This is a genomic window from Carboxylicivirga litoralis, assembly GCF_025499605.1.
GTDB classification, from domain to species: Bacteria; Bacteroidota; Bacteroidia; order Bacteroidales; family Marinilabiliaceae; genus Carboxylicivirga; species Carboxylicivirga litoralis.
Map to the genome: position 1 here is coordinate 44,174 of NZ_JAFMVC010000003.1, position 19,744 is coordinate 63,917.

The following is a 19,744-nucleotide window of genomic DNA, read 5'->3' on the forward strand; positions in this document are numbered from 1 at the left end:
AAATTCCAGTTACTGGTTCATTGCGGTTTGTAAATGCTGAATCCAAAGGGCAAGCACTTCAGGGTAGTCACCCAATCCGGTCATATCGCATTGTACTTGGTAGTTTTCTGCTTCAAAGCGTTCGCGCCACGATTGTTTGGCTGGCTCACTTTCACCACTTGTGCCGTTCATGTCGTTACTGGCATGGTCGCCCACAACCGACATTAAAGGACTCAATGTTACTTGCATTGGTTTTTCATTTATTGCACCAATGGTATTTAAAAGTCCATCAACCGATGTTATTCCGTTGTCGAAGGCAGTACCTTCAACTGTTCCCACAAAAAAGTTGGGATTAATGCGTTTTAGTTCGGTATCAAGAGTGGTATACATGGTATCTGCCTTGTGGGGAGTGCCATGACCCATAAAACATACAGGTCCTTGCTTCGCTTGCTGTGCAAATTTTGCCGATAGCATTTGGGCGATGTATCGAATATCATTAGCGTCGTTTAAGAGCGGCGCACCAATATTGATTTTAACTTTAGGGTGTTTGCTTGTAAAGGCACAAATGGTTTCAACTAAGTCATCATATTCTTCGCCCGGAATAATATGTAGAGACTGAACATTAATTTGTGTATAGCCTTTTTTAGCCAACAGCCGCAATGCTTCTTCAGGCGTGTAATTGATTATTTTCTGACCTTTCAGGCTACCTCCACCTCTGCCTTCGCGTAGCTTTTTTATTATAAAGCTTGAGGTGTAGGCCCAACTAACATCAAGTTCTGGATAGTGGTTTTTAAAGGCAGCATCAATTGTTTTAAAGGTTTGTTGTGGCGCTTCGTATGAGGAGCCAAATGTAACCAATAAAATAGCCTCGTTGTTATGGTTTTCACAGCCTGTAAAAACAGTCATAAGGGCTAGCATTAATATGATGATTCTATTCATAATGATGGTTTTTGTGAGTTTAGGTTTTATTACTTTTCGAAAACTTCAGGTTGACACCGGCGAAAATGGTGCGTCCTGGATTGAGTGTGCCATAATGTGAGCCATAAGGACTATCATCAACATAATCGAGGATATTATCGACCCCAATGATGCCGGTGATGTTGCACGATTTGATGTATTTAAGCGTATGACTCGACGTTAGTTTCCAGAGTTGATAGGGTTTAGCTGTTGTGCGCTCTAAATCTTCTTCGAGATAAAAGCGGTCTGATTTATATACCCCAGCAAGCGTCAGGTTAAGGTGATAGGATTTCCAGCGTTTGGTCCAGGCGGCTTTGGCCGTTGCACTATGCTTCGAAACACCATTCAGGCGGATATTTTGTGTGAGGTTGCGGGCATCAACATAGCTATAGCCGGTTTGAACCTGCAGCTGCTTAAAGAATGTAAAAGCAGCGTGCCAGTCAATACCGATTGTTTGGGCTTCATCAATGTTGTAACGCATTTTGGTTTCTTCAATGCCGCGTCGTCTATGGTCGTAGGAAGTTGGTATAATAGCGTAATCAATTTTATCATTCACACGGTTGATATACAAGTTAATGCTCGTTCGTAATGCTTTGATTTTGACTTCCGTTGAATAGGAGATGTAGTGCGATCGCTGAGGTTTTAAATCTTTGTTGCCAAGGTATAAGCGATACATACCCATGCGGTCACTTTCGTAATAGTAGTAGAGCTCTTTTAGTGTTGGACTTTTAAAACCATTAGAGTAGGTTAAGCGATGAATCAAGTTAGAATGCTTATACATCAACGTTAACTTTGGTGTCAGTGAGAAACCTGCCTGGTTATGATAGATAGCGCGCAAGCCGGTTACCAAATCCAGTTTGTCGGTTAACTTGGTTTCGTTTTGTGCATAAACAGCATAGGTATGTGCTTCAACATCCGGTTTTGTTAATCGGTATTGAGCCTCTAGATATTCACTGAGTAACTCCGCTCCAACACTCAACCTGTTTTTTTTATTTAAGTTAAATACACCTTTGAACTGTGTGTTGATGGTTTGTGTTTCCGAGTTCTTAAAGCGGTCGCCAGAGTAAATGGTTTGGTTCAGTACCTCCGTGTTTGTGATAAATGTTTCGTTGAACTTGTAGGGGTATTCGGTATAATACAGGTAATTATTGTAGCTAAGACTTAGCTCGATGAAATTCTTGTTTTTTAGTTTGTATTTGGCACCTGCTGCAGCTGTCCTGTCGTTGTAATAATAGTCGTGCATCTGCGCTTTAAATGGAAAAAATAAACGTTTTTCGTACCACGATAAATCCGTATTGATGCTTAACTTGTTATTGATATCATAAGCAAAATGCTGACTGATGGTGTAGGCTCTGCTTTTATTTACCGGTTTGTAGTATGTAGGCACCAGGTAAGGCAAATCATGGTTACTTTCCCACTTATTATTAAAGCGCATGTTGTTAATCTGGTAACCATCCTTTTGCTTGTAATTAAAGGTGGTTTTGCTGCTTAATTTGCCTTTGCTATAGTTTACTGAATTTAGCTGTTTTAATTCACCATAAGCACCTAATCGCGTGTTATTAGTAATTGAAAGATTTTGTTTAGGTTTTTTTGTGATAATATTGATAACACCAGCAATGGCATCAGAACCATACAATGTTGATGAAGCGCCTTTTACTATTTCAATTTGGGCAATGTCTTCGGAATTAATACGAGTTAAATCCACATACGAACCAACACCACCAGTGAGACGCTTTCCATTTAGCAGGATAAGCACGTAATCGCTACCCAATCCATTAATTTTGATATTGGTGCCCATGGAACTATTGGTATAATCAATAGATGAAGAAATGGACGAGATGATTTCTTCCACATTTCTACCTGATAATTCAGCGATATCTTTTTGTGTGATGATTTCGGTTTGAACGGGAACATTATCTATACGATGATGCGTACCAGTACCTGTTACTACAATTGGTGATAATGTTTCTGACTTTGGATTAAGTGCTATATCGATGGTATTAAGGCCTTCTTGTAACTCAACTTTTTGTTGATGAATCTCATATCCTAAGTGCGAAACACACAGTGTATAATGACCAGGTTTTAACTTGTTGAGTTGATAATGGCCGTAAGCATTGCTGGCAGTAGCTGTTGAGTATAAGCTGTCGATATAAACATTAGCAAATCCAATGCTTTCAAGGCTTTCTTTATTATAAATATTCCCCTTTAAGGTGGCACTCTGACTGTAAGTTGGCAGGCTTAAAGTTATCAGAAGCGCTGCAACCACTACAAACTTATGCATAGTAAACACACATTACTAATGCATCCATGGAACCCTTCTAATGACTCATATTCTGGAATAATCCGAACAGCATTAACTTCTTTTCCCGGAAGCAATAAATTATTACTAGCTGTTGGCAGGTTTCCTGACTTTCCCGATTCTCAACTCCTTCCCATCAACCTGATGTCGACAGTGGATTCTGACTGTTGAGAACACATTAATATCATAGATATTAACGGGATTACAGTAGCGGGTACTGTTCCGGATTTTCACCGGATTCCCTTTTCAATCAAACTATTGCGAATAGTTCAATCACCAAAAGCGCTGCAAAGATATAAACTTGTTTAGGGAATGCAATATTTCGATTAACAAAAAAGCAGATTCATTTGAGGGGTGAATCTGCTAGTTGTATAAGGTGTAGAAATATAGTTAGTTATATAAATCCGCTTCCTTGTTGAGTTGGAAATAGCCTAGTACATTTTTAAGTTTTGATGATTGCTCATTCAGTTCATTAACTGTGTGGGTCATGCGTTCAGAAGCTGCTGCATTTTGTTGCGTTATGTGGTTGATCTCCTGAAGGGTTGTAGTAACCTGGTTGATGCCATTGGATTGCTCGTTGCTGGCCATGGCAATTTCTTCAATCAATGTCGAATTTTGTTTTACTGTAGGAATCAGTTTAAACAGGCTGTCGGTTGTTAAGGTGGAAACTTCAAGGCTTTCGTGTGCCATTGCAACAATCTCCTGTGCTGCATCACGAGTTTTCTCTGCCAGTTTTTTCACCTCCTGTGCCACCACTGCAAATCCTCTTCCTTGCGCTCCTGCACGCGATGCTTCCACAGCTGCATTAAGAGCCAGTATATTGGTTTGATTGGCAATTTCAGTAATGACACGAACTTTATCGCTAATGATTTTTACTGTTTCGTATGAATCACCGGCTTTATTTTTCACTTTTTCAAGTTCCAGGCTAGCTTTATTGGACGATTTAAAGGTGTTTTGTGAATTAAAAGAGTTTTGTTGTGCATTGGAATTAATTTCTTCCATTGATGTAGCAATTTCTTCAAAAGATGAGGCTTGTGTCAAAGCGCCCTGGGCCATCTCGCCTGATGTGATACCCAATGCATAACTTGTTTTATTGAGCTGTGAAACGACCTCTGAAATTTCCTTCATTAGTGATTGTAAGGTATCTACCATAATCACAAACGTGTGTAACACGCCCTTGGCATTATTTCGTATATCGTTGTCAATTTCTAAATCGCCGTTTGCCACCTGCCTGGCAATTTCTGCCACCTGGTATGGTTCTGCTCCCAGCATTTGTCTAACACCGCGTAGAATATAAATACTAAAAATGATGACCAGTGTAGCGCCCACGGTGATGAAAAAGATAATCCACCAGGTAATAGCACGAGTATTACTCGCCAGCGCCTCAACCAGTATTGTTTTCGACCGTGCAATGATAGGTTCTACTTTATGTACTTCATCTCTGAGATGACCTAAAAGACCACTTTTTTCATCTAAGCCTAAATCCGTTTGTTTACTAACAACATTTAAAAACGTTGTTTCGTAATTATCGAGCAAGGCAATCATCTCCTCTTTTGCTTTGTGCTTCGACTGCTTTATAGCTATTCTGAATGTTTCAGCATTATCTAAAAACTTACTTTGATACTTCAGGTCATGACGCAATAAAAAATCTTTCTCATGTCTACGACTCATCAACATATAAACCATCAGGTGGTCATCGTTGCACTGTTTGAGTGTTGATTCAATTTCATGAATAGCCTGTCGCATTTCTCCAACCATGCCATAATCTTTAAAGCCTTTCTGAAGGACGTTAGTCTTGATTTGCTGAAATAGCCTATGATAATTTGATAAAGATTGGTTGATGGAGTCAACCATCAGTGTCATGTTATTATTGGTAATAAATTGGTTGTTTGATAGCTCAGTGCAGATGTGTTTCGCCGCCTTCATGTTAGCGTTTAATTGGCTGGCATATTTACTTTGTTGCGATGTGTAAAATTTGGGGTCGCTAACTGCCCGTGCCAGAAAGTCTTTTTCATTTCTTCGCATTTGAAGCATCAACGACTCCAGTTCGTAAATGTTGTTTTCAATGGTGTTATTGCTCTTTATGTTTTTAAGAGCAAAGTGTGTGTAAAAGCCAATTCCACTAAACGTTGTAATGAGAAGAACAGTTAGTAAGGTAAAGCGAAAACGCATTGTTCCTTGTTGCATGATGTAAAGTTATTTATTTTGATTCCCCAACAGTTGGTAACAAAGATAGGATCATGCTATAGGGCTAATGTAAAGGCAATGTTAACTATAAGCTAACAAAAGGATAATAATAAAAAAGAGGTAACCTTCCGATTACCTCTTCCTTCTGTTGTGTATTGTAATGAATAACCTCGATGTGTTTATCCTCTGTAGATGATGTCCGCACCGATTGTGCCTTCAAGATCTTTCAAATATGCTTCCGACGAAGCGTAAGCCAATAATTCTTTAGCTCTTGCCAATCGTCCTTCAATATCTAAGTCAACCTTAATTTCAGCATTCTCAGCCTTCGAAACGAAGTTTTCAAGATAAGCGATTTGTTCGTTATGGAACTTCACATCTTTTTCTTGCTTCAATGCCAGGCGTGCTTTGTACCAATCGCTATTGATAACATAATCGCGGTCAAAATATTGACGCAATTCTGGGTGGCTGATGTCTTTACCTTCGTATTCACCATACGCCATAATGTGCAATAAGATCTTCAATGGAGGAATGGCTCCGTCAATACTTCCTTCTTCGAAGTAACGTTTAGCCACTTTCTGCTGTGCTTCAACAATGTTGTTAATGCCGTCCACAAAGTCTTCCATTCCCTGAAGTTCCGGCTTCAGCATTTGCTCGTTAAATACGGCCAATGGCTCGTCAAATAAGCGGTTCATACAGCGGAAAGCAAAGTTTTCGGTAATGCGATAACCTAAGCGGCTCGCCAATACTTTTTGTCCTTCGTACTCAAAATCCTCAAGCTTTTCTAATGAACCATTTTCGATTAGCAACTTAGGATCGCGATCTTCAGGAACCAAACGCGCCCATATCTCAGGAATTAAGATTGAGATATCGTGGTCGAAACGGCTTTGTCCAACATAACCGGCAGCTGAACTGAATCCTTGGTACTCGGTTAAGATATATGATAACAAGGCGTTGTTTAAATCCGTTGTAGGAACCAACATGTTGAAAGGTCCTTTTGTTAATGCACCTTCAGTACCTGCACCTGTTGTTGATGGCGACTTACCTGTTAAACTACAGATGAAATCCATGAACAGCTCAGGCAATTCCTGGTAGTGAATTGGATTGTAAACAGCCAATGGACGAATACCATTTACTTTGTCAACCGGGTTGTTACGGCGACCAGGTAAAACGGCGTTTACTACGTCAACTACTGGCTCTTCCGACTTGATTTTACGGAATAGACGAACACCAAGTTCACTTAAATAATTGTCGATGATGTCATCTTTAAAGATGTTACGCTCAAGGTAGCGTGGGTTTTTGGTTGGACCATCCTCAACAATACGTGGATGTGATGGCACAACAAAATAATCATCTTTGTCACTGTTAATTACTTTTTGAACAAAGTCTTTAACCGGTTGTGTGTATTTGTCAAAGTTGATAGCATCTTCGTATAGCTCAACTGCATCCTCTTTTGAAAGTGGAGCGTAGTTAGTTAAGAAAGTGTTATCGCTTACGATGTCTGCTTCAGCTTCTTTATCGTATCCGCGAATAATGGCTTCATCAGGACGCTGGAACAAGTGATTTTCGCAGTTGATAACTACTTTGTAACTCTTGTTTTTGTATTCAGGATTCAAATTGTTTAACTGGCTGGCAGGTAAAACAATGGTTGCTGAGATGTCATCTTCCATCTGAATTTTCTGGCTGGGAACAAAGTCAGAACGTAACTTGTGAAGTAACCAGTTGCCGTCTTCGTTAAATCCGATACGAACGTAACTTGCCGTCACCTTGTTGTTCTTGTATTGAAGTGTTGTTCCCTGGCGACCATTGATAAATTCAACAGACATGTAGTCTTTCCAGTTTCCTTTTTCGCTTTCGTTGCGGTATAGGCGCTTAATAAAAAGCACCAATGAACGAATGTGAGAAGGAATGCTGTTTAAGAATGCATTGTACTCGTCGCTATATTGATCAGAAGGCGTTAACAACTTAACAGCCGAACCCAGTGCGCGCTTAGGACTCAAGAAAGGACGTGAGGGCTCTGCATCCGGACGAATATCTTTCCAACGGTTTGAGAAATCGTAGTTAATGATGTCGTCAGCTGCTTTAAAGTCTTCTTCTAAATTAACAATTTGGAAAGTACCATACTGAATAGCGTTCTGCATCGATTTAGAAATCTCTGACTTACCACCACCAGAAACTGTACATGGCTTGTGACAGAAAACACCCTCAGGCTGTGTATTTACAATACGCCACATTGGTTGCGTTGGGTGTTTTGCCAACTGGAATTTGTGACCTGATGGGTGAATGTAAATCTTCTCAGGATCAAGTTTTAGCGATTGCTCTTTACCGTTTGCATTCCATTTAACAACGCTGTTGTCAATGTCTATATCAGCATGCTCCTGAATATAAATGATGTTGGAGAATTTCTTGTCAATCGCATACCCTTCAGGTTGAACGTCAACTCTGTCTCCTAATAAATCCATTGCTTCGGCGAACACATATGAGTCTTTCAGTTTAGCTGAGAAAATCTCGCCATAAACACTGTCACTCATGATTCCGCGTGGGTAGGCAATTGCACCACCGGCGTGTTCCTCTTCTACCAAGCCATACATGTTGGCTGAGTAGCTAATCTGAGTTTTAATTTCTTTTTTAGAGTAACCGTAATAGTTATCGGCAATTAAAGTAACAACTACACCGCGGTCGTCACGACATGTTATTTTGAAAGCACCACCGTCGTTGTATAATTCGTTTTCGTCTTTCCAGCACATACCATCGTTACGCTGACGCTCAGTGGCATTGTCGTAGTGAGGAAGACCAATATCTTTTTTCTTAAGGTGAATTAGCTGAGGAGCAAGAATGATACATCCTGTTGTTCCTGTCCAGTGTTCAACATCAAGAGCAGCATCGTTTTCAGCCAGGTTGTGGTCGCCAGCGTTGCCAAAGATATTCTCAACGAAATCAAGGTTACTAACCAATGTACCTGGGGCAAAGAAGCGTACTTCCATGCTTTTCTCTGCAATGACACCTGGTACTTCAGGGCAAACAATTGGGCGAAGCAATAACGACACCATTGTTTTAGCCTTTTCTTTTTGTGTTGAAGTAAATGGTAAAATGTTTAAGTCATCCGATGGATTAACAGCTGCTTTCAGCATATTGGCAAAAGCAATCTTTGGCACTTCCTTTTTATCCAAAGGCACTGGTAGGCCACCTTCTACAATGTGAAAAGTTCCTTTTGTTGTGCGCTTATCGTGTACGGGGTTGTTCAAAATTCCCTGACGAAGACGATGCGAACTAATTAATTCACTTTTAAACTCGTTTGAATCTGGTGGAAGACTTACTTCACGCGCTAATCCTTTTTGGTTTAAAACGAATGTTTTATTTGGTAAGCGATATTCTGAATTATCAAAATCAACATCACTTAGGTAAGAGTTCAAAAAGTTTTGAATACGCGTATCAGCAGGTGATAAATGATCTGATAATAAACGTGATTTCTCTTTGAAACTATTAATTAATCCCTCTGTTAATGAAAGGAATTTAGAATTAGAGTATTTGGTATCGGCGTCACAGGCATCATAGTACAAAGGCTGACCAATTGAGGCTAGTTGCAAGTTGATGTATTGAATCATATCCTTGCGGTCCTTCTTACTAGGTTTTAGCTTCTTTTGCATATCATCTTTCATTTTGGTACGCGTTTTAAGTTATGAATGAGCGACAAATTTAAATAATTCAATGATGTTTTAATAACATTTTATCAGGTTTTGAATGTTAATAATTCTAAATTATTTCAATAAATAATTACAATTAAACATAAAAAACAAATAGAATAGTAATACTAGTATGGGTGGTTAGGGTAGTTTTAGTTGTCTTGAAAGAGTTGATATTGTTGAGGTTATGTTGTGTGATAGAAAGGGTGGATGAGGTTTGTAAGTTAATGTTTGACTTCTAATTAGATTTTTCAACTGGTAATCTTTTAATATAGATGATAATTATCAGGTACTTGCTTGTGGAAAGTTATAAATTATAGAAAATTACCCTTGTAAAATAATGATTTGACAAACAAATAATAAAAGAAAAGGAGTCGCAATGGACTCCTTGGTTGATTTTATTATTAGTTTCCGACTTCAGAAATAAACTTGATTCGGACTATTCTCACATCTTCTTCGGAGTATTGATCCTCTCCTAGCTCTTCTAAAGCTGCTTGTATATCATCAGTTTCGGCATCTTCTTTAAAATAATAGAAAATGTCGTCGCGATGATCTTCATCCATCACCTGGTCGATGTAGTAATCGATGTTAACACGAGTACCTGAATAGACGATTGATTCCAATTCTTTAATTAATTCGTCCATTTCCAAACCTTTTGAAGCTGCAATGTCGTCTAAAGGCATTTGTCTGTCAATGCTTTGGATGATGGCGATTTTGTTTTTCGATTTGTTAGCAACTGACTTTACCACCATGTCCATTGGGCGGTCAATTTCATTTTCGTCAACATGTCTCGCAATCAGTTTAACAAACTCTTTACCAAAGCGGGATGCTTTACCTGTACCAACGCCAGGAATGTTCTGTAGCTCTTCAGTGGATATTGGGTAATAGGTTGACATAGCTTCCAACGAGGGATCTTGAAAGATGACAAAAGGAGGCAGATTTAATTTTTTTGATAAATCTTTCCTTAGGTCTTTTAACATGTTGAAAAGTGTAGTGTCAACTGCAGCTGTGCCTCCCGTGCTAGTTTCTTCTTCAACCACGTCAAAGTCATGGTCTTTGGTCATCATGGTCGATTCAGGCTTCTTTAAAAAATCATGACCGCTTTTACTTACACGAAGTAAACCATACGATTCGATGTCTTTTATAATATAGCCTCTTACCAGTGATTGTCGAACAACGGCATTCCAGTGTTTTTCATCATGATCGTCGCCCGAGCCAAATTCCTTAAGTTCGTTGTGTTTATATGATTTGATGGCTGTATTAACATTTCCAGTCAATACATGGATGATATGATCCGACTTAAAGCGCTCTTTCAATAAAACAATCATGTTGAGCAATTTGACGATGTCGTTCTTGGCTTCAAACTCTTCTTTTGGATTAACGCAATTGTCGCATGTTTCGCAGTCTTTAACCGTGTATTTTTCTCCGAAATAATGCAAGAGTGTTTTGCGTCGACAAACGGATGACTCTGCATAAGCTACCGTTTCCAGCAACAATTGCTTGCCAATTTCTTGCTCGGCCAAAGGTTTGCCTTGCATAAATTTCTCAAGCTTCTGAATGTCTTTGTAACTGTAAAAAGCAATGCATCGCCCTTCGCCGCCATCACGACCAGCGCGTCCTGTCTCTTGGTAATAACCTTCCAGGCTTTTAGGTATATCATAGTGCATCACCAGGCGTACATCGGGCTTATCGATGCCCATTCCAAACGCTATTGTGGCTACAATTACATCGGTTTCTTCCATTAGGAACTGATCCTGGTTCTTAGCCCGAGTTGAAGCGTCCATTCCCGCGTGGTAGGGTAATGCTTTAATGCCATTTACAACCAATGTCTCTGCTAGTTCTTCAACTTTTTTTCGACTAAGGCAATAAATAATGGATGATTTGCCCGTGTAGTTCTTAAGTATTTTAATAATCTCTTTTGAAGCACTGTTTTTAGGTCGTACCTCGTAATACAGGTTTGGTCTGTTAAACGACGATTTGAACACCATGGCATCTAGCATGCCCAGGTTTTTCTGGATATCGTGCTGCACTTTAGGTGTTGCTGTTGCTGTTAATGCGATAACCGGTGAATCGCCAATTTCACTGATTATTGGCCGGATACGTCTGTATTCGGGTCTGAAATCATGTCCCCATTCTGAAATACAGTGGGCCTCATCAACTGCGTAGAAAGAAATTTTAACCTGTTTTAAAAACTCAATGTTTTCTTCTTTGGTTAAAGATTCTGGAGCTACGTACAGAAGTTTGGTCTTGCCGGCTAATATGTCTTCTTTAACTTTTGCAATGGCCGTTTTGGTCAGTGAAGAGTTTAGAAAATGCGCAATGCCATCGTCTGCACTGAAGTTGCGCATGGCATCCACCTGATTTTTCATTAAGGCGATTAACGGTGATATAATAATAGCCGTTCCCTCAAGTATTAAAGCCGGAAGCTGATAACACAATGATTTGCCGCCACCTGTAGGCATTAAAACAAATGTGTCGTTCCCTTTTAAAACATTGTTGATGACCTCCTCTTGATTCCCCTTGAAGGTATCAAACCCAAAATGCTTTTTTAAACTAGCATTTAGATCAACCTGCTTTGCCATAACAAATTCCCTATTTTCGTATTACACCCTTAAATGCAAATACTATTTATCCTCGATTATAATAGATTGCAACAAAAATAAAATAACCTTTTAATTTATTATCAAATATACCTGTCAATGTCACTCTAAATAAGTGTTTGTCGAGTTACATTTGTCAATTGGATGTGTTGCAATGTTCAATGAAGTTAGATAATATCTTTGGTATAACCAAAAAGTTTGTGTTTAGCCTTAGGTGTGTTATCTTCGCATACAGCTTATTGCTACTATTTAGTAGATGTTGGTTTATGTTTTTTTAACTTTTTGTTAAAGGCTGATACTCTACTTTTGTTTACCGGAAATTATTTATTAAGCCGCAATTCATGTCTGAAGACACCAATAAAGAAATGTCCTTTTTAGAACACCTGGAGGTTCTCAGGTGGCACCTGGTTAGAGCCTTTGCTAGTGTATTGGTTTTTGCCATTGCAGCTTTCATTTTTAAGGGTTTCGTATTTGATACGATTATTCTGGCGCCATCGAGTCCTGGGTTTTTTACGAATCGGATGTTATGCAGCCTGGCCGGAATAATGGAAATGCCTCTATTGTGTATTAATCAGATTCCGCTTAGTTTTCAAAATATTAATATGTCGGGGCAGTTCACTACACATATTTGGGTGTCGTTTGTAGCTGGCATTGTTGCTGCTTTCCCATATATTTTCTGGGAGTTTTGGCGTTTCGTCAAGCCGGCTCTCTATCAAAATGAAATTAATAATTCGCGAGGAGCTATCTTTTTTGCTTCGACTTTATTTTCAATTGGGATACTATTCGCTTATTATATAATATGTCCTTTGTCGGTGCATTTTTTAGGAACTTATCAGGTGAGTGATAAGGTTGAGAATATTGTTAATCTGGGTTCTTATATAAGTACAATTACTTCGATTGTATTAGCTGGAGGCATCATATTTGAATTACCCATATTCATATATTTTCTGGCTAAAGTGGGATTAGTGACTTCCGGATTCTTAATTAAATATCGCAAACATTCAATTGTAGTGGCCTTATTATTGGCTGCTGTTATTACGCCTCCTGACGTAATTAGTCAATTGCTGGTTTGCTTTCCTTTAATTATATTGTATGAATCGGGTATAATGATCGCCAAAAGACTGGAGAAGAAAAATCAGGTGGACGTGCCTGCTAATGTTTAGAAAGATGGAAGAACAACCGTTAAAATTACATACCGACACACTGATTAAGAAATACAAGAGCAGAACTGTTGTAAAAGGCGTTTCTGTTAATGTGAAACAGGGTGAAATTGTTGGGTTACTAGGTCCTAATGGAGCTGGTAAAACCACATCGTTTTACATGATGGTAGGTTTGATACAACCCAATAGTGGTAAAATATTTCTGAATGATGAAGAGATAACCGATGCGCCTGTTTATAAGCGTGCTCAAAAAGGTATCGGATATCTGGCACAGGAAGCAAGTGTGTTTCGACAGTTGAGTGTTGAGGATAATATTAAAGCTGTGTTACAGATGACTGATTTTTCAAAAGATTATCAGAAGCAGCGCCTGGAAGAGTTGTTGGAAGAATTTAGTTTAAACCACATTCGTAAAAGTTTAGGTATTCAGTTATCGGGAGGTGAGCGACGACGTACGGAGATAGCTCGTGCATTAGCCATCAATCCTAAATTTATTTTACTGGATGAACCGTTTGCCGGTGTTGACCCGATTGCGGTAAGAGATATTCAGGAGATTGTAGCCAAATTAAAATTTAAAAATATTGGCATCTTAATAACTGACCACAACGTGCATGAAACACTGGCAATATGCGATAGAGCCTACTTGCTTTTTGAAGGTAAGATACTGAAAGCCGGCACGGCAGAAGAATTAGCAGCTGATGAAGATGTGAAGCGATTATACCTGGGTGATGACTTTGAATTACGTCGTCGTGAGTTTGAGCCAGAGAAATAATTTTAAAAAATATTACTGAAAAATTTGGAGGCAAAGAAAAAGGATATATCTTTGCACCGCGAAACTAAGAAATGCGGATGTGGCGTAATTGGTAGCCGCGCTAGACTTAGGATCTAGTGCCTTCGGGCGTGGGGGTTCGAGTCCCTTCATCCGCACAAAAACCGCCTCACTTTCGATTCAATTCGGTGGAGAGGCGGTTTTCTAATTTGGTACAAATTGTGAAGTTAAAATAGATGCCATCCTCAAAAGGTTTCGAGAAAACTAACGAGGAGCGGTTCACTTTAAATCTTTAAGAAATGAATATTTCAAAGGAAAACATTGATGCATTGAACGCGGTTATTAAATTAACTGTTGAGAAAGAGGACTATGCAGACCGAGTTGATAATGTGCTTAAAGACTATCGTAAGCGTGTTAATATGCCAGGTTTCCGTGCTGGAAAAGTGCCAATGGGTGTTGTTAAGAAGATGTACGGAAAAGCAGTTATTGCTGATGAAGTGAACAAGCTGGTTTCTGAAAAAATTCACAACTTCATCGTAGAAGAAAAATTGGATCTTTTGGGAGAGCCTCTTCCATCAGAAACACAAGAGTTAATCGACTTCGATAACTCTGATAAATTCGATTTTGTATTTGATGTAGCTATTGCGCCTGAGGTTGAGTTAAGCCTGAGTAAGCGTCTTAAGTTACCTTACTACAATGTTGAAATCTCGGAAGAGATGTTTAAGCAGCAGAAAGATTCAGTAACTGGCCGTTTTGGTAAGTCTGAAGTTGTTGAAGCTGTTTCGGAGAAAGCCTTGGTAAAAGGTAATTTCGCTCAGTTAGAGAACGGCGAAGTTAAAGAAGATGGTATTGCTCCTGAAGATGTAGTATTGTCAATGGCTATCGTTAAAGATGAAGACGAGAAAGCTAAATTGATGGGTGCTAAAGCAGGTGATGTTATCGTTTTCGATCCTAAGAAAGCATTCCCGAATGATACAGAGATTTCACACATGTTGAAGATTACAAAGGAAGAAGCGGAAGCTTTAACTGGTGATTTCCAATATACCATCACTGAAGTAACTGAATTTGTTGAGGCTGAGTTAAACCAGGAATTGTTTGACAAAGCATTTGGCGAAGGAACAGTAAATTCTGAAGAGGAATTCAACGCTCGTATCAACGAAGATATCGCTAAGAACCTTGAGATGGAAACCGAATACCGTTTCTCATTAGACGTGAAAGAGAAATTGATGGGTAAAGTTAAAGTTGACTTCCCAGAGGCATTTTTGAAGCGTTGGTTATTAGCGACTAACCGTGACAATGATAAGTTAGATGCTGAAACAATTGATGCTGAAATGCCACGTTTCTTAGAAGATTTGAAATGGCAGTTAATTCGTAATAACATCATCAAAACCAACGAAATTAAAGTTGAAGAAGCTGATGTTATCGAATTTGCTAAGAAATCGGCTAAGATGCAGTTTATGCAGTATGGTTTAGCCAGCGTGCCGGATGAGCACTTGGAGAACTATGCGCAGGAGATGATTAAGCAGGAAGAGCAGCGTCGTCAGATGGCGGAAGGTGCGATGCAGGACAAAGTGATTGCTTTCATCAAAGAAGCGGTTAAAATTGAAGAGAAAGAGATTTCTCGCGATGACTTCAATAAATTGTTTGAAACAAAGTAAGCAACACAGGTTTTGCCTGAGTTTTACTTTCAATGATATAGTAGCCCCGATTTATTCGGGGCTATTTTTTTATAATACTGATTGGAGATAATCTTCTACAAGGTAGTTGGGGAATTATTCTCGTTTCTAAAAACCTTCATTATACAATAAGTGTTAAGAATAGCGCATATCTGCATAGTTTGTAAGATAGTTCGCCGTAAATTGTTAAATTAGCACATTCAAACAAAAACTTTTGAAAATGATTGATCCAAAAGATTTTAAAAAATACGCAACAAAGCATTTGGGCATCAATAGCCTGGCTTTAGATCAATATACATCAGTAACAAACAGTTACATTTCACCAACTATTATCGAAGAGCGTCAGTTAAACGTGGCCAGCATGGACGTTTTCTCGCGTTTGATGATGGATCGAATTATCTTCTTAGGCTTGCCTATTGATGATTATGTAGCAAATGTTATTCAAGCCCAGTTACTTTATTTAGAGTCAGCTGATCCTTCGAAAGATATTTCAATTTATTTTAATACTCCTGGAGGTTCGGTTTATGCGGGCTTAGGTATTTACGATACCATGCAATACATTTCATCGGATATAGCGACTATTTGTACAGGTATGGCAGCTTCAATGGGAGCGGTGCTATTAACCGCCGGGACAAAAGGTAAGCGAACTGCTTTAAAGCACTCGCGTATTATGATTCACCAACCAATGGGTGGGGCTCAGGGACAGGCTTCAGATATCGAGATTACAGCTCGCGAAATTGGTAAGTTGAAGAAAGAATTATATACCATTATCGCCGATCACTCAGGCAATACCTTTAAGAAGGTGGAGAAAGATTCTGATCGCGATTACTGGATGACAGCCGAAGAGGCTAAAGAATACGGAATGATTGATGAAGTTCTGGTTCGAAATTCGGGTAAATAAGCAAATTTAAAATTATAAGCGATGCAGAATCAGCTATTTAGTTGACTCTGCATTCGTATTTTTTACTAGGGAAAGAAATATGGATAAATGTTCATTTTGCGGTAGAGAGAGAAAAGACACTAACTTATTGATAGCTGGTGTTTCTGGACATATCTGCGATAGCTGTATTGAACAGGCGCATTCCATCTTAGATGAAGAAGTTAAGAAGAAGAATTCGTTTGACGTTGATGAGATAACGCTTTTAAAACCGTTAGAAATCAAAAATTTTCTGGATCAATATGTGATTGGCCAGGAAGCAGCTAAAAAATACTTGTCGGTAGCTGTTTATAACCACTACAAGCGTTTGATGCAGAAAAGCAGTTCGGACGAGGTTGAGATTGAGAAATCGAATATTATTCTGGTGGGAGAAACCGGAACGGGTAAAACATTGTTGGCGCGTACAATCGCAAAAATGCTGCATGTGCCGTTTACCATTGTTGATGCCACTGTATTGACTGAAGCTGGTTATGTGGGTGAGGATATTGAAAGTATCCTGACGCGTTTATTACAAGCTGCCGACTACAATGTAGAAGCAGCCGAAAAGGGCATTGTATTTATTGATGAGATTGATAAAATTGCCCGCAAAAGCGACAACCCATCCATCACGCGTGATGTGTCTGGAGAAGGTGTTCAGCAAGGTTTATTGAAGCTATTAGAAGGATCTGTGGTTAACGTGCCGCCACAAGGTGGGCGTAAGCACCCTGAGCAAAAAATGATTCCAGTCAATACCAAAAACATCTTGTTTGTTTGTGGTGGTGCTTTTGATGGCATTGAACGCAAGATTGCTCAGCGCTTAAATACAAAAGTGGTGGGTTACATGGCCAGTAAATCAATTGAAAAGATTGACGCGCAGAATCTGTTACAATACATCGCTCCGCAAGATTTGAAATCATTTGGATTGATTCCTGAAATCATCGGACGTCTGCCGGTATTAACGTATTTGCAACCGTTAAATCGCGAGATCTTACGTCGTATTTTGACAGAACCAAAGAATTCTATCATCAAACAATATGAAAAACTGTTTGAAATTGATGGCATCAAACTAAAGTTTGAAGATGAGGTGTTGGAATATGTGGTAGATACAGCTGTTGAATTTAAGTTGGGTGCACGTGGCTTGCGCTCTATCTGTGAAACCATTATGATGGATGCGATGTTTAATGCGCCATCCGAGGATGTGAAGGAGTTGGTTATTTCGCTTGATTTTGCCAAAAAGAAAATGGAACATGCTAACATGGCTCGGCTAAAAGCCAGCTGATAATTAGTAGAGAATATAATGAAAAAGCAGCCTTCTGGCTGCTTTTTTTTGTTGTGGGCTATGCAATTACTTCATTAATCGTGCTCGGGTTATTAATGTGCTGCGATTGATTGTTTTTAAGGGGTAAACTAAAATAGAAGGTACAACCTTCGCCGGGTTCCGAAACAAGCCAAATTTGCCCATCGAGCGTAGTTGTTAATGCTTTGCAAAGTGCGAGTCCAATACCGGTTCCCTGGTAAGAGCGGGCCAGGCTTTCATCAATTTGTCTGAATGGTTCGAATATAACCTGTTGTTCATCGTTTGAAATGCCAACACCTGTATCTTTCACAAAAAAGATGAGTTGATGCTCACTAACGTATGCTCCAATATCAATTTGACCTTCATTAGTGAATTTAAAAGCATTTTGAATCAGATGTCTGAAGATAGTATTTATATGGCGTTGATCACTCTTAATTGTTTTGTTAGTAGGTAGCTTAAGGAAGTTAACCTTTAATTGGGGTTTGTTAATAGTGGCCTGAATATTTGAAATCAGACTTTGCTGGCTAGCTAAAACTTCGTTTACTTCAATTTCGTTATGGTTAATTTTAAACTGATCAGTTTTAATCAATGAGAAGTCCATTATATCATCAAATAAATGAAGTAACCGGTTGCCATTGGCAATGATTTGTTTGATAAATCCTTCATCATCAAAGTTATTCGGAAGACGGTCGCTCAGTAAATGGCTATAGCCCAGTACGGCATTTAATGGCGTTCTAACTTCATGTGACACATTCGCTATAAAAGCTGATTTTAGTTTGTCTGCGGCCAATGCTTTTTTGCGCTCTGCTTTAAGTATTTTAAGGTAGCGATAGCGGTCTGAAATATCTATGATAACTCCCCGCATACCTTTTATTTCGCCATCGAGAATGATTTCATCGGTATAAAGAAGTGCAGGAAACCAGCTGCCATCTTTGCGTTTAGCTACTACCTCGTTAATGCGTGCCTGCTCTTTGCTATGCTTCTTCTTAATAATGATCTTAGCAAGGGTAATCTGACTACCGAGTTCTGACTCTTTATAGCCAAAGGACTTTTTCCAATGGGTGTTGGTGTACTTAAAATGTCCCTTTGTATTGGTTTCAAAGATACTTTGTGGAAGTCTGTCGGCCATGTTCCGGTATTTCTCTTCACTTGATAAAAGTTTATTTATCAATACATTTCGCTCGTTTTCATGAATGGATAGTTGACTTAGTAAACGATTGTAGGCCTGGTATAAAATCTTTATTTCATAGGAGTATTGTTTCACTTCCAGTTCAGGTAATTGATTGTAATTACCTTGTTTCATCGATTTCAGGTGTTGAACAAAGTCAGTAAGTGGTTTTGAAATTTTTCGAGACAGTAAGGCGCTGATAAATAGGCAAAAAACAAACAGTATTATGGAACTAAGAAAATAGAAGAGCTTTAGTTTACAGACAGCTTCATCGGCATCTTTAGCAATCATTAATTGCAATGTTTCAAATTTTTCCTGGGCTTCAAACTGCGAGGCGTCAAGTTGGGTTTTTAAACCGGTGTTGTTGTATATTCCTAGTTCGGTATCTAATTTAATAAGTGTATGAAAACAGTAGGAGTATTTTAAGAGGACTTCAAGGTAATTGTTTTGCCTAGTTGAATCAATAATATTAGAACGTACTTTGGAGCGGATTTGGGTCATTATTGAATCAAAATTGGTAATATATTGCTGCTCGTGTCGGATAATGTAATCTTTTTCGCGTCTGCGAAGGTTTAACAGTAACTCTTTATCAAGTTGTGGGAATGTTTCCAGACTATGCGCATGACGACGCATTTGTCCCACTAGTCCAAAATCTTTATAACCACGTTCCCAAACCTTATGAACCAGTTTGGTGAAAATCAGCTCCTGTTTATTCATGTTGGCCTCCAGTTCTGCAATTGCATGGATTCTGACAGGGTTATTATTATACTCGTCCTTCAAATAATTGAAGGTTGAATAAATTAAAGAGTCCTGTTCATATTTTCGCTTTATAAAAGGACTTGAACCTGAACGAAAGAATTGTGGATTGACTGATTCGATGGACAGAAAGTTACTAATAACAACACTGCTATTAAGAAATCTAAGTTTTAAATCAGTGATATGCTCCTTATTGTCGTTAATTCTTCGTGTTTCTCTGATGTACTTATTGGCCATTAAGACGGTAAGTAGTATTGCTGTTGCTAATACAAGGGAAATCCACAAAAATAGTTGCTTACTTAA

Annotated in this window: 11 protein-coding genes, 1 tRNA gene and 1 riboswitch; of the genes, 6 read left to right on the forward strand and 6 right to left on the reverse strand. The window is 38.9% G+C overall.

Going from position 1 to position 19,744, the window contains the following annotated elements:
• Nucleotides 1-9 precede the first annotated feature (9 nt).
• The 5 genes from J1N10_RS03985 to recQ form a co-directional block, all read right to left on the reverse strand.
• Nucleotides 10-918 carry a sirohydrochlorin cobaltochelatase gene (locus J1N10_RS03985; RefSeq protein ID WP_262325382.1) on the reverse strand — a complete coding sequence of 303 codons (909 nt, stop codon included), beginning with the start codon at nucleotides 916-918 and terminating at the stop codon, nucleotides 10-12.
• A gap of 19 nt (nucleotides 919-937) precedes the next feature.
• Nucleotides 938-3,217, reverse strand: coding sequence for a TonB-dependent receptor (locus J1N10_RS03990; protein ID WP_262325383.1), 2,280 nt, complete (start codon nucleotides 3,215-3,217; stop codon nucleotides 938-940).
• Between the two features lie 97 nt (nucleotides 3,218-3,314).
• A riboswitch (cobalamin riboswitch) is annotated at nucleotides 3,315-3,531 on the reverse strand.
• 94 nt (nucleotides 3,532-3,625) lie between these two features.
• Nucleotides 3,626-5,422 (reverse strand): methyl-accepting chemotaxis protein, encoded by a 1,797-nt coding sequence (locus J1N10_RS03995; protein WP_262325384.1) that lies wholly within the window; start codon nucleotides 5,420-5,422, stop codon nucleotides 3,626-3,628.
• 179 nt (nucleotides 5,423-5,601) lie between these two features.
• Complete coding sequence (locus J1N10_RS04000) at nucleotides 5,602-9,078, reverse strand: hypothetical protein (protein WP_262325385.1); 3,477 nt, start codon at nucleotides 9,076-9,078, stop codon at nucleotides 5,602-5,604.
• A gap of 428 nt (nucleotides 9,079-9,506) precedes the next feature.
• On the reverse strand, nucleotides 9,507-11,684 hold the full coding sequence (recQ, locus tag J1N10_RS04005) for a DNA helicase RecQ (RefSeq protein ID WP_262325386.1): 2,178 nt from the start codon (nucleotides 11,682-11,684) through the stop codon (nucleotides 9,507-9,509).
• Nucleotides 11,685-12,043: 359 nt separating this feature from the next.
• Here recQ and tatC point away from each other — a divergent pair, with 359 nt between their 5' ends.
• The 6 genes from tatC (at nucleotide 12,044) to clpX (ending at nucleotide 17,499) form a co-directional block, all read left to right on the forward strand.
• Nucleotides 12,044-12,865 carry a twin-arginine translocase subunit TatC gene (gene tatC, locus J1N10_RS04010; RefSeq protein WP_262325387.1) on the forward strand — a complete coding sequence of 274 codons (822 nt, stop codon included), beginning with the start codon at nucleotides 12,044-12,046 and terminating at the stop codon, nucleotides 12,863-12,865.
• A 4-nt stretch (nucleotides 12,866-12,869) separates the two neighbouring features.
• Entirely contained in the window at nucleotides 12,870-13,631 is a 762-nt protein-coding gene (lptB, locus tag J1N10_RS04015; protein WP_262325388.1) for an LPS export ABC transporter ATP-binding protein, read from the forward strand.
• Nucleotides 13,632-13,704: 73 nt separating this feature from the next.
• Nucleotides 13,705-13,786 (forward strand) — tRNA-Leu (locus J1N10_RS04020).
• Nucleotides 13,787-13,927: 141 nt separating this feature from the next.
• Nucleotides 13,928-15,286, forward strand: a complete 1,359-nt coding sequence (gene tig / locus J1N10_RS04025) for a trigger factor (protein WP_262325389.1) — start codon at nucleotides 13,928-13,930, stop codon at nucleotides 15,284-15,286.
• A 238-nt stretch (nucleotides 15,287-15,524) separates the two neighbouring features.
• Nucleotides 15,525-16,205 carry an ATP-dependent Clp endopeptidase proteolytic subunit ClpP gene (gene clpP / locus J1N10_RS04030; protein ID WP_262325390.1) on the forward strand — a complete coding sequence of 227 codons (681 nt, stop codon included), beginning with the start codon at nucleotides 15,525-15,527 and terminating at the stop codon, nucleotides 16,203-16,205.
• Nucleotides 16,206-16,284: 79 nt separating this feature from the next.
• Nucleotides 16,285-17,499 (forward strand): ATP-dependent Clp protease ATP-binding subunit ClpX, encoded by a 1,215-nt coding sequence (gene clpX, locus J1N10_RS04035; RefSeq protein ID WP_262325391.1) that lies wholly within the window; start codon nucleotides 16,285-16,287, stop codon nucleotides 17,497-17,499.
• 58 nt (nucleotides 17,500-17,557) lie between these two features.
• Here clpX and J1N10_RS04040 read toward each other — a convergent pair whose 3' ends face one another.
• The gene (locus tag J1N10_RS04040) at nucleotides 17,558-19,678 is read right to left on the reverse strand and encodes a sensor histidine kinase (protein WP_262325392.1); all 2,121 of its coding nucleotides are present in this window, start codon (nucleotides 19,676-19,678) and stop codon (nucleotides 17,558-17,560) included.
• Between the last annotated feature and the right edge of the window lie 66 nt (nucleotides 19,679-19,744).